General features: G+C 69.7%; 11 protein-coding genes, 1 tRNA gene and 2 pseudogenes. 7 read left to right on the top strand and 7 right to left on the bottom strand.

The window, feature by feature from the left end:
- Positions 1–101: 101 nt before the first annotated feature.
- Positions 102–1,250 carry a dihydrofolate reductase family protein gene (locus VXC91_RS38780; protein ID WP_329512052.1) on the bottom strand — a complete coding sequence of 383 codons (1,149 nt, stop codon included), beginning with the start codon at positions 1,248–1,250 and terminating at the stop codon, positions 102–104.
- A gap of 93 nt (positions 1,251–1,343) precedes the next feature.
- Here VXC91_RS38780 and VXC91_RS38775 point away from each other — a divergent pair, with 93 nt between their 5' ends.
- Both VXC91_RS38775 and VXC91_RS38770 read left to right on the top strand, forming a co-directional pair.
- Complete coding sequence (locus tag VXC91_RS38775; protein ID WP_329512051.1) at positions 1,344–1,853, top strand: MarR family winged helix-turn-helix transcriptional regulator; 510 nt, start codon at positions 1,344–1,346, stop codon at positions 1,851–1,853.
- A gap of 134 nt (positions 1,854–1,987) precedes the next feature.
- Positions 1,988–2,665, top strand: coding sequence for a GTP cyclohydrolase II (locus VXC91_RS38770; RefSeq protein WP_329512050.1), 678 nt, complete (start codon positions 1,988–1,990; stop codon positions 2,663–2,665).
- Positions 2,666–2,780: 115 nt separating this feature from the next.
- Here the strand turns inward: VXC91_RS38770 and VXC91_RS38765 are convergent, their stop codons facing one another.
- Positions 2,781–3,491, bottom strand: a complete 711-nt coding sequence (locus tag VXC91_RS38765) for an N-acyl homoserine lactonase family protein (protein ID WP_329512049.1) — start codon at positions 3,489–3,491, stop codon at positions 2,781–2,783.
- Positions 3,492–3,684: 193 nt separating this feature from the next.
- The gene (locus VXC91_RS38760; protein WP_329512053.1) at positions 3,685–4,245 is read right to left on the bottom strand and encodes a site-specific integrase; all 561 of its coding nucleotides are present in this window, start codon (positions 4,243–4,245) and stop codon (positions 3,685–3,687) included.
- A 24-nt stretch (positions 4,246–4,269) separates the two neighbouring features.
- Between VXC91_RS38760 and VXC91_RS38755 the strand changes: the two genes are divergently transcribed.
- Both VXC91_RS38755 and VXC91_RS38750 read left to right on the top strand, forming a co-directional pair.
- Positions 4,270–4,491, top strand: a complete 222-nt coding sequence (locus VXC91_RS38755) for a LexA family protein (protein WP_329512048.1) — start codon at positions 4,270–4,272, stop codon at positions 4,489–4,491.
- A gap of 405 nt (positions 4,492–4,896) precedes the next feature.
- Positions 4,897–4,992, top strand: a pseudogene (locus VXC91_RS38750) (HNH endonuclease); the annotation flags it as partial.
- 307 nt (positions 4,993–5,299) lie between these two features.
- Here VXC91_RS38750 and VXC91_RS38745 read toward each other — a convergent pair.
- Complete coding sequence (locus VXC91_RS38745) at positions 5,300–6,067, bottom strand: helix-turn-helix domain-containing protein (RefSeq protein WP_329512047.1); 768 nt, start codon at positions 6,065–6,067, stop codon at positions 5,300–5,302.
- Positions 6,068–6,184: 117 nt separating this feature from the next.
- On the opposite strand from VXC91_RS38745, the gene VXC91_RS38740 reads away from it, so the two are divergent.
- The 3 genes from VXC91_RS38740 to VXC91_RS38730 all read left to right on the top strand — a co-directional run bounded on the left by VXC91_RS38740 (position 6,185) and on the right by VXC91_RS38730 (position 7,509).
- Entirely contained in the window at positions 6,185–6,373 is a 189-nt protein-coding gene (locus VXC91_RS38740; RefSeq protein WP_329512046.1) for a hypothetical protein, read from the top strand.
- On the top strand, positions 6,370–6,762 hold the full coding sequence (locus VXC91_RS38735; protein WP_329512045.1) for a glycine-rich domain-containing protein: 393 nt from the start codon (positions 6,370–6,372) through the stop codon (positions 6,760–6,762). Before VXC91_RS38740 ends, VXC91_RS38735 begins: the two co-directional genes overlap by 4 nt.
- Before the next feature lie 78 nt (positions 6,763–6,840).
- Complete coding sequence (locus VXC91_RS38730) at positions 6,841–7,509, top strand: class I SAM-dependent methyltransferase (protein WP_329512044.1); 669 nt, start codon at positions 6,841–6,843, stop codon at positions 7,507–7,509.
- Between the two features lie 166 nt (positions 7,510–7,675).
- On the opposite strand, the gene VXC91_RS38725 is transcribed toward VXC91_RS38730, so the two are convergent.
- The 3 genes and pseudogenes from VXC91_RS38725 to VXC91_RS38715 all read right to left on the bottom strand — a co-directional run.
- Positions 7,676–7,748, bottom strand: a tRNA-Lys gene (locus tag VXC91_RS38725).
- A gap of 119 nt (positions 7,749–7,867) precedes the next feature.
- A complete protein-coding gene (locus tag VXC91_RS38720) occupies positions 7,868–9,433 on the bottom strand; it encodes an amino acid permease (protein WP_329512043.1) in 1,566 nt (521 codons plus the stop codon).
- A gap of 207 nt (positions 9,434–9,640) precedes the next feature.
- Positions 9,641–9,914 (bottom strand): annotated as a pseudogene (locus VXC91_RS38715) (DEAD/DEAH box helicase); the annotation flags it as partial.

The following is a 9,914-nucleotide window of genomic DNA, read 5'->3' as shown; positions in this document are numbered from 1 at the left end:
GTGAATCCAGTGTACGCCATGCGCGCGACAGGACGGACACGGGTTTTGTGCCCATGACCCCTCACCGGCTTTTTCGGCCGTCACAAGGTCCGCACACCGCCTCAGGGACGGGTCGACGGGGGCAGCAGATGGGCGTTCGGTGCCTTCGCCCGCTCCTCGTACTCCGGCAGGATCACCACGTCCGCCCCGGCGGCAGTCAGCAGCGCGCTGCCGTCGGCGGACTGCACGAACGTGTCCGGTTCACGCCAGGCCGTCACCACCCGCCTTACCCCGGCCTCGAGGATCAACCGGGCACACGGCGCGGGCCGGGAGGAGCGGCGCGCACAGGGTTCCAGACTGCTGTACACCGTGGCGCCGGGCAGCCGAGGATCCGCCGGATCCAGCTTCGCCAGGGCGGCCTCCTCCGCGTGGACCACGGGGTCACCGCCCTCGCGTGAGTGCCCGCGCGCCAGCTCGGTACCGTCCGCCGCGACGATCACCGCTCCCACGCTGAAGGCCGTCCGGGACGGCGGGCACTGCGCCGCGAGCTCGCAGGCCGTCTCCAGCCACCGCCGGTCCGCGGCGGAGGCGAGCGACCCGGTGCCGGGCGCCGTGGGCACGTACCGCAGCAGCACGACATCCCCGACCGTCCGTGTCTCCAGCAGCCGCATCCGCCCCGGCGGATAGGCGCCGGGCCCGAACATCCGCGGCGCCTCCGCCTGCCCCACCAACAGCGGCGCGACCGCGAGCTGCAGTTCGTCCGCCAGCCCCTGCCGCAACAGCTGGGTGTGCACGCGCCCACCGCCCTCGACCATCAGCCGCCGTACGCCCTTGACGTTCCCCAGGTGGTCGAGCACCGCCCGCCACTCCACGTCGGGACCGAGCGCGACCACGTCCACGTCCGCCGGCAGCAGCCCGCGCAGCCGCTCGGCCTCCTTGTCCGTCGTGTAGAGGGTCTTCGCGCCGCCCGTGTGCCAGAACTGGGCGTCCGGATCGAGGTCGCCGGACGCGCTGACCGTGACCTTCAGCGGGTACTCCGGCAGCCCGGCGGCGACCCGGGCCGCGCGCCGTTCGGGCGAGTTGACCAGCAACCGCGGGTTGTCGGTGCGCAGCGTGCCGGCCCCGACGAGTATCGCGTCGCTGGTCGCCCGCACCTCGTCGACCCGGTCGAAGTCCTCAGGCCCGGACAGCAGGAGCCGCGCGGGCCCGGTGTCGTCCAGGAAGCCGTCGAGGGAGACGGCGGCGGACAGGAGGACGTAGGGGTGGGCCATGGGGGTGCGCTCCAGTGGGACTTCGGCCGACGACAAAGAGGGTCGCACGGACGATACTTGGTTCAAGTTTTAAACAGTAACTACACTGCCAGTATGACGATCCGCTGGCTCACCCCGGAGGAAGAGCGCGCCTGGCGCTCGTACATCGCCGCGTCCTGGCTCCTGGAGGACACGATCGACCGGCGGCTCCAGCGGGAGGCCGGCATGTCGCATCTGTACTACTCCGTACTGGCCCGCCTTTCCGACGCGCCCGACCGCCGGATGCGGATGACCGACCTGGCCGAGGCCACGAGGATCACGCGCAGTCGGCTGACCTACGTCGTCTCCCGCCTGGAGAAGGATGGCACCGTCCGCAGGGAGGGGTGCCCGACCGACAAGCGCGGCAGCACGGCAGTCCTCACGGACGCGGGGATGGCGCTTCTGGAACGCGCCGCACCGGGGCATGTCGAGACGGTCCGCGCATCTGTCTTCGACCATCTCACGCCCGAGCAGGTGAGCCAGCTGGAGGCGATCTGCGACCGGATCACGGAGGCGCTCCAGGCGAACGAGGAGCGATCGGCGTGCGACGGCCTGCCCTGGCGGCGGCGTTCGTCCTCGGCGTAACCGAGGGCCGGGAGCCCGAAAACAGGTTGCTTGAACATTAAAACAGGACTACAGTCTCCGGCCAAGGTTGTGCTTCAAATCTGAAGCAGGGGCGCACTATGCACCCGCAGCCGACCCGGAGGAGGACGACAGACATGCTCGACCCAAGCGACGCCGCCACATCCGGCGACAGCGGCGCCCCGACGCGCCTCCCCGACGCCACGGTCCGCACCCGCGTGACGGTCCCGCTCCGGTTCGGCGACGGCTACACGGTCACCGCCGACCTCGTCACCTTCCACGGCCTCGCCGACGGCCAGGAACACCTCGCCGTGGGCCTCGGCGAGATGTCCGCCGACCGGCCCCCGCTGGTGCGCCTGCACTCCGAGTGCCTGACCGGCGACGTCTTCGGCTCGGCCCGCTGCGACTGCGGCCCCCAACTGCGCGAGGCGGTGGAGCGCATCGCCGACCAGGGCGGGGTCCTGCTCTACCTCCGCCAGGAGGGCCGCGGCATCGGCCTCTACAACAAGCTGGACGCCTACGCCCTGCAGGACCAGGGCCTGGACACCTACGAGGCGAACGCCGCGCTCGGACTGCCGGAGGACGCCCGCGACTACACGGCCGCCGCGCAGATGCTCCGCGCCCTCGGCATCGACAGCCTGGACCTGCTCTCCAACAATCCCGACAAGGCGGATCAGCTCCGCGCCCTGGGTCTCGGGGTCACCCACCGCGTCCCCACGGGCGTCTTCACCACGGCGCACAACGTCCGCTATCTACGCGCGAAGGTGATCCACACCCAGCACAGCCTGCCCCTCACGGAGCTGACGGCCGGCTGACGCGTCAGGCCCTCGCGTCGCCGTCGGTCAGATGGGAGCTGACACCTCCGAAAGCCGGGTCCGCCGACCCGGAGGCGCTGCCGCTCGGCCTCCGATCCGTCTCATCCGATCGGTCTCAGAGGTTGTCCTGTGACGGTTCCCAGACCGAGCAGTCGTGTGCGAAGAGCACGCGCCGTGGGTCGAAGTGGGCGAGCCGGTCCAGCCAGGGCCGGTAGGGCGGCAGCGGCTGTTCCACCCCGTGAAGTGCCGCATGGCGGGCCAGATGGTCTGATGCGAACCGGGATGCGAAGTCGTGGGCCTGGCCGGCGAGGACCACGGTGCCGTCGTCCTTCCGGAGGACCAGGGACTGGTGTCCCTCGGTGTGCCCGGGTGTCGGAACGACCCGGACTCCTGGCCAGATCTCGGCCTCCCCGGCGAGCTCCTCGTAGGTTGCGCCGGGAAAGTCGACAAGCTCGTCGAAGGTGTGGCCGCCCCGACGGGCGGTGGCCAGTTCCACGTCCTGGACGAGGATGGGCTTGCCGCCCAGGAGGGGATTCCCGCCGCAGTGGTCGAAGTGCAGATGGCAGTTCACCACGACGGAGATGTCGCCGAGAGCTACCCCCGCTGCGGACAGGGCTTCCTGCAGCGCACGGCGCCGGGGTCGGTAGTGCGCCTCGGTTTCGGGGTCCGCGGCGCCGATGCCGGTGTCGAAGAGGATCAGGCCCTGATCGTGTCGCACCACGTAGGCGAGTACGGGTTCCACCCGTGGTTGCTCGCTGTCCGTCTCCGATGCGGGCCGGATGAAGTACCCGAGGTCGAGGCGACGCACCGCAATGTCTGTCCCCATACCGTCATCCTGGCAGAGTGCGCTCTGCGCGCCGGCCGATCTGCCGACAGCGAAGCCGCGCGCGCCGTAGAGAGCCGACGGCCCACGGAGGGCACCGGACGGTTCAGGGCCCTCTCCCGTGCCGCTCTTCGAGTTCCTCGAAGAAGGCCCCGCCACCGGCGGTGACGAGGCCTCAACGCGTCCACCGACAACGCTACTCGACCGGCGCCGCCACGTCACTGCGCCGCGCCCGAGGCACCAGCGCAGCCGCCCGCTCCGCAATCTCCTTATCCACCTCGGGCAGCAGCGAGGTGTACGTGTCCGACGTCAGCGTGATCGTCGAATGCCGCAGCGTCTCCTTGATGGAGTGGAGATCGCCGCTGCCCGCATGCTGCACCGTCGCCGACACATGCCGCAGGTCCCGCAGATTGATCGTCGGCAAGTCCGCCGCCCGGGCGATACGGCGGAACGTCTTCGACACCACGTCCGGGTGCAGCCACTCCCCCAGCTCCGTCCCGTCCTCGTCGTCGCCCGCCAGGTCGAGGATGGCGCGGATGCGGTCGAGGTCCGTCTGGGCGTCCTTCACGCTGGCGTAGCCGGTGCGCCGGAACGTCCGGCGTGCGCCCTCCGCGGCCACTGGAAGTTCCTGGCGGAGCTGGTGGGTGCCATGCGAACGCTTCGACAACTGCGGGCACTTCGCGCCGAGCCGCTTCCCGTCCGGGCCGGAGCACCACCTGCCCTCCCGTGAGTGCGCGGCCCGTCTTGCTCCATAAATCGAACACGCGCTCTAATCGAAGGCATGTACCCAGTCGATCCTCTCACCGAGCGGCAAGAGCGCATCGTGGCCTGCATCCGGGAGTGGATCGCGGAGCGCGGCGAAGCCCCGACCGTCGTCGAGATCGGCAAGCGCGTTGGCCTGCGCAGCCGTCCCGCCGTCCACTACCAGCTGCGGCAGTGCGAGCAGAAGGGCGCCATCGTCGTCGAACCCAGGCGAGCACGAGGCATCAGGCTCGCGCGGTGAAGAGCGCCTCTCGCGCGCCCGCCACAGCCTCAACTCACTGCGTCAACGCTGCCGCCTGACGAGTCGTGGCACCCACCCACGGACTACAGGTTGGCGCCCCGGCGGGCTGATCAGGGGCAGTACCGCGCTTCGGCCTTGGCGTAACCGGCGCTATAGCCGTCGGCGTAGCCCTTTGCGTACCGCTGGTCTGGGAATGATCGGTATCCGTAGGTCGCAACCCGCGCAAGGGGCGCCCCTACTGCTGGCTCGTCGACTGGCTCCGAGCCCAGCGCCTCCCGTGCTGGATCTGCGGCCGCGAGATCGACTACAACCTCACCGGCTACCAAGCGCAGCGCTCACCCTGGGCGTTCACCCTGGGCGTTCACCCTCGACCACGCCCAGCCACTCAGCCGAGGCCTCAACGACCCCGCCAACGTCCGCAGCGCACACCGACGCTGCAACTCACAGAGGGGCAACCGCACCACGGGCGCAACCGTGAGCCGCAGATCCCGCAGGCGGTGAGACGCGAGCCGGCGGTCGGCGACGGTTTCCCTGGGACATGACTTCCGCCCTTCTGACGTTGCGGATTGAGCTGAGATGGAAAGCTCGTTAGTCATCCAGAGGCATACGGCAATCTCTTCCATCGCAGCGCAGGCCAGCTGGGACCCGGACGCCCTCGTCTGCCGACGGGACGGTGCGCCCGACCCGAAGCCTGGCAACGGCGGCGGCCTGTTGTCGATAGGCCTCGACCCCACCACCGCCAGTACGCATGACGACGCCCCCAGCCACGGTCACGGCCGTGGCCGGGGAAGTTTCGTCATGCCCGGGATTACTCGGGCGGCCGGTCGTAGGCGGAGAGCGTCGCCTTCGTCGTCGACGCGTCCTGGAAGACGAGCTCCCACGGCCCGGTGTTGATGTCGAACTCCTTGCCGAAGCCGATCCACTTGCCCGTCATGCGACGGCCGGTCGGCTCGACGAGCAGCTGGATCGCGCCGTGGTAGCAGGCACCCCGGTAGTAGCCGTCGGTCGCGGTCTGCTCGGTCCACGTGCCGGTCGCCACGTGCCCGTCGATCTCCAGGTCCATCGTCAGCGGCGAGTTGGGGTTCGACGATCCGTTCGGGAGCGAGCGGACGCTGAGCCGGTTGCCGTGCTGCAGGATGACTACGTGGTGCAGGCCGATGAATGCGGCGTCCCGCCCGGAGCTGAAGTACTCGTACCGCGACAGCCACACCCCGGAGTAGTTGCGGTGGGTGGCCTGGGGTTCGGGCTGTGGTGCGCTCACCGCGGGGGCGATGCCTCCCTCTCCGGGTTCCATGTCGTGCCCGCCGTGGCCGTCCTCGGAGACGCGGGCCATGGGGACGGTGACGGTGAAGCCGAGGGCCTCGAGGGGCAGGCCGGTGACAGCTTCGAGGGCGCGGGCGTACACGGGTCGGGGTGCGGTCGTGGTGCCGGATTCCCAGCGCTGTACGAGCCGCTTGTTGGCATCATTGGGCTGTCCGGCGCGGGAGCCGGCGTTGCGGATGGCGCGAGCGAAGTCGTCTTGTGACATGAGCAGGCCCATGCGGACTGCTCGCAGTGCGCTGTTCGGTGTGGCCATAGGGATCACGGTAGACCCACAGCGCTGGGAATGACACCGAAATGACGCCCTGCGTGTCGCCGAATTGACGCCCTCACTGACGCCGCGCAACTCCCTGTGACGGAGCACTTTGAATCTGTGACCGATACAGGCAGCGATACCGCGCACCCCGGTCTGATCATCACCGTCTACCGGGTCAATCCCGAGACGCTGAAGCGCACACCCGTGAGCTCCAGCGTGGTCCCCGCGGCGAACCACGTCGCGATGAACTTGGCGTTCCCGCCGTGCGAGTGCCCGCGCTGCAGGGCCAAAGAGGCATCCCGATGAGCCCGATGTGGGACAACGAGCCCGAGCGGGCCGCAGGCATCTGCGTGGCCTGCGGCCGCCACACCGACGACGGCATAGCCATCGCCGCCTCCGGCCAGCAGCCCGGCCGGTCCCTCGCCCCGAGCGAGCTCGTCGACCACGGCTGGCATGCGTTCATCCTCCACACGGCCGACTACGCACAGTTCTGCGAGCGGATCGTCGGCCGGTTCGTCCACCACGTCCCCACCGACGAAGACGAGACGCTGCCCGGCGGCCCGCAGGCCACCCGTGAGCGCACCCTCGCCGCGATCGCCGCGGCCGGGTACGCGGTGGACGCCGAGCTGTGGGGAGCCTCCGCCGACTGTAGCCAGTGCCACTCCGGATGCCACGACAGCCCGAAGAGCGGCTGACACGACCGCACCACCCGTAAGACACTCCAGCCGTCTGGTGTCAAAGCCGGGCGGCTGGCCCTATGAGCGGAGCAGAGCGTGACAGACACGGCGATCGCGTGGGACACCTACTCGCGGCAGCGCCCCGGGCGCCGGCCGACGAACGCCCGCGGCGAGACAACCTGGTTCAACTGGACCCACTTCGAGGACCACGGGCCCGGCGTCGAACTCCTCGGCGTGGAGGCCGGGGCCCGCGTCCTGGACTTGGGATGCGGCAAGGCGGGCAACATCTCTCACCTGGCCACCCTCGGGATGCGGGCCATGGGTGTGGATGTGTCGGCCGTGCAGCTGCGCGCGGCCCGCGATCGGTGGGGCGAGACGCCCGGCTTGGAGCTGCACCAGGCGGAGGCTGTGGCCTTCCTGCAGGCCGCAGAGGAGCCGTTCGACGCGATCTACTCGGTGTACGGGGCGATGTGGTTCACCAACCCGGCGCGGCTACTGCCCGCGGTGCGTGAGCGGCTGCGTCCGCACGGGCGGCTGGTGTTCTCGCAGCGGCCGCCGGTGGAGGGCTGCTACGGCTGCCAGGCCGCGTACATCCAGCGCGGCCCCGACGAGGACCCTGCCGTCGTGAAGCGATGGGACTACGAGCCGGAGACGTGGGAGCGGCTGCTCGCCGAGCACGGCTACCGGGACGCGCGGGCGATGGTCCTCGCGGCGCCGCCCGAGCCGCGCACCGTGGGGACACTCATCGTCTCCGCCCGCGCCTGAACCAGAAGCCCCAGCCGAAACTTCCGCACCGGCTGGGGCTTCTCCATGCCTTGATCGCCTGCAATTCGGGCGAGCATTGGGCGAGCTAACGATCTCTGGGGCTCCCGCAACGCGATTCAGCCCCTGCTCTCCGGCTTCTGCCGCAGGTCAGGGGCTGATCGTTGCGTAGGCCCTGTGGGACTCGAACCCACAACCAATGGATTAAAAGTCCACTGCTCTGCCAATTGAGCTAAGGGCCCAGGCGATGTTGCCTCCCCGAGCATAGCCGGAGGAGGCCGGGACTCCGATCGGGTATCGGTGTCCCGGCCACACCGACGGCCGAGATCCTGCGGATGGCCCCACCCGTCCATGCCCGGTACTACGTATCCTCCACCTTCACCGCCCCGGCCCGCGCTGCCTCACGCGCGCGCGTGCGTTCGTGGTCGGGGTTCAGGAACCAGTGCCGGGCCGACGCCAGCCACCAGGTCGCCGCGAAGCCGAGCACCGCAAGGACCGCGACCGGTGCGTAGTTGAAGGTCTCCCAGGTGACCGGGGAGACCTGCGGGAGCATGAAGAGGACCGTGATGATCCCGACCCACACCACCGACACCACCCCGACCACCTGCGACCAGCGGCCCAGGTGCCAGGGCCCGCGTTCGAACGCGTCGCCCTTGCGCACCCGCAGCAGGGTCGGGATGACGTAGGCGACGTACAGCCCGATGACGGCGATCGAGGTGACGGCCGCGTAGGCCGTGTAGTTGATCAAGTACGGCAGGCCGAGGGCCAGAGCGCCGAGCGCGGCGAGCCAGACGGCCGCCACAGGGGTGCGCGTGCGCGGATCGACCGTGTGCCAGACATGCGAGAAGGGCAGGGCGCCGTCACGCGAAAAAGCGTAGATCATCCGGCTGTTGGCCGTCACCGACGCCATTCCGCAGAACAGCTGGGCGCCGATCACCACGAGCAGCAGCAGCTTGCCGGCGGTCACACCGAGAGCGTCCAGCAGGATCTGCGCGGGCGGTGCACCGGTCGGGGAGGCGAGTTCCTTGTCGTACGACTGGATGGCGAAGGTGAAGCCGAGCAGCAGCACGAAACCGGCCACCCACGACGTCCAGATCGACCGGACGATCCCCTTCGGCCCGGCCGTCGACGCGTCGTGCGTCTCCTCCGTCATATGGGCGGAGGCGTCGTAGCCGGTGAAGGTGTACTGCGCCATCAGCAGCCCCAGCAGCACCACATAGACCCCGCTGCCCCAGCCTGTGTTGTTCACGAACTTCGTAAACACGAAGGACGCCGACTGGTGGTGGTCCGGTACGAAGGTGAGCGCACCGACGATCACCGCGACCCCCAGCACATGCCACCACACGCTGACACCGTTGAGGAAGGCGACGATGCGGACGCCGAAGGTGTTCAGCAGTCCGTGCAGCAGCAGGATCGCCGCGAAGAGCAGGACCGTGCGGCCCGGAGTGACCTCGAAGTCGAACTGGAGATTGAGGTACGCACCCAGGAAGGACGCGGCGCCGAAGTCGATGCCCGCCGTCACCGCCACCTGGCCCAACACGTTGAACCAGCCCGTGAACCAGGCCCAGGCGGCCGCGGTCCGCGGGGGCGCGAGGCGGTGGGCCCAGAAGTACAGGCCCGCGGAGGTCGGATACGCCGAGCAGATCTCGGCCATGGACAGGCCGACGAACAGGGTCATCAGGCCGACGGCGACCCAGCCCCAGGTCATCACGGCCGGTCCGCCCGTGTTCATGCCGAACAGATAGAGCGTCAGGCAGCCCGAGAGGACCGAGATGATCGTGAAGGAGACCGCGTAGTTGGAGAACGCCGACATCCGGCGGGCGAGGACCTGGGTGTAGCCGAGCTGGGCGAGCCGCTCCTCGTCGGACACGGCGGCGCCCGCCGTCTTCGAGGGACCGCGGGCGCCGAAGGGTGAGGGAGATGTCATGTCCCCAGCGATTCCCTCGCCGGGGACGTGACATGCGCCACACGGTCGTTGCTATGGCCAAAAGTTGTCGTACGCATGGCCGGTGCGGGAACGGCAGAGACCGGCGGACAGCCGCAGGGCGGCCCGCTTGTACCGAAAACGCCGTGGCCCCCACCGGAAATCGGTGGGGGCCACGGCACTCACTGCGCCCGGGAGTCGCGCCCGGCCTCAGCCATTGCGCTTCCAGCGGGGCTTGTCCTCCCGGCGGCCGAACGCGCCCCCCGTGCCGCGGTGGTCGTCACGACGGCCGAACGGGCGGTCGTGACCGCCGGAGCGGAAACCGGGGCGGTCGCCCTGGCGGTCGCGGTTGAAGGGACGGTCGCTGCCACGGTGCCCGCCGCGGTCGTCGCGACGGTCGAACGAACGCCGGTCGTTGTCCCGACGGAAACCGCCACGGTCCTCACGCCGCTCGAACGAACGCCGGTCGTTGTCCCGGCGGTCA

It is taken from the genome of Streptomyces chiangmaiensis (assembly GCF_036281785.1).
GTDB classification, from domain to species: Bacteria; Actinomycetota; Actinomycetes; order Streptomycetales; family Streptomycetaceae; genus Streptomyces; species Streptomyces chiangmaiensis.
Note: the sequence above shows the minus strand (reverse complement) of the source record. Positions and strands in the feature narration are given on the sequence as shown.

Bases quoted from the DNA above. Each gene is read 5' to 3' on its own strand.
- VXC91_RS38780 (WP_329512052.1), bottom strand. From the start codon at position 1,250: ATGGCCCACCCCTACGTCCTCCTGTCCGCCGCCGTCTCCCTCGACGGC.
- VXC91_RS38775 (WP_329512051.1), top strand. From the start codon at position 1,344: ATGACGATCCGCTGGCTCACCCCGGAGGAAGAGCGCGCCTGGCGCTCG.
- VXC91_RS38770 (WP_329512050.1), top strand. From the start codon at position 1,988: ATGCTCGACCCAAGCGACGCCGCCACATCCGGCGACAGCGGCGCCCCG.
- VXC91_RS38765 (WP_329512049.1), bottom strand. From the start codon at position 3,491: ATGGGGACAGACATTGCGGTGCGTCGCCTCGACCTCGGGTACTTCATC.
- VXC91_RS38755 (WP_329512048.1), top strand. From the start codon at position 4,270: ATGTACCCAGTCGATCCTCTCACCGAGCGGCAAGAGCGCATCGTGGCC.
- VXC91_RS38745 (WP_329512047.1), bottom strand. From the start codon at position 6,067: ATGGCCACACCGAACAGCGCACTGCGAGCAGTCCGCATGGGCCTGCTC.
- VXC91_RS38735 (WP_329512045.1), top strand. From the start codon at position 6,370: ATGAGCCCGATGTGGGACAACGAGCCCGAGCGGGCCGCAGGCATCTGC.
- VXC91_RS38720 (WP_329512043.1), bottom strand. From the start codon at position 9,433: ATGACATCTCCCTCACCCTTCGGCGCCCGCGGTCCCTCGAAGACGGCG.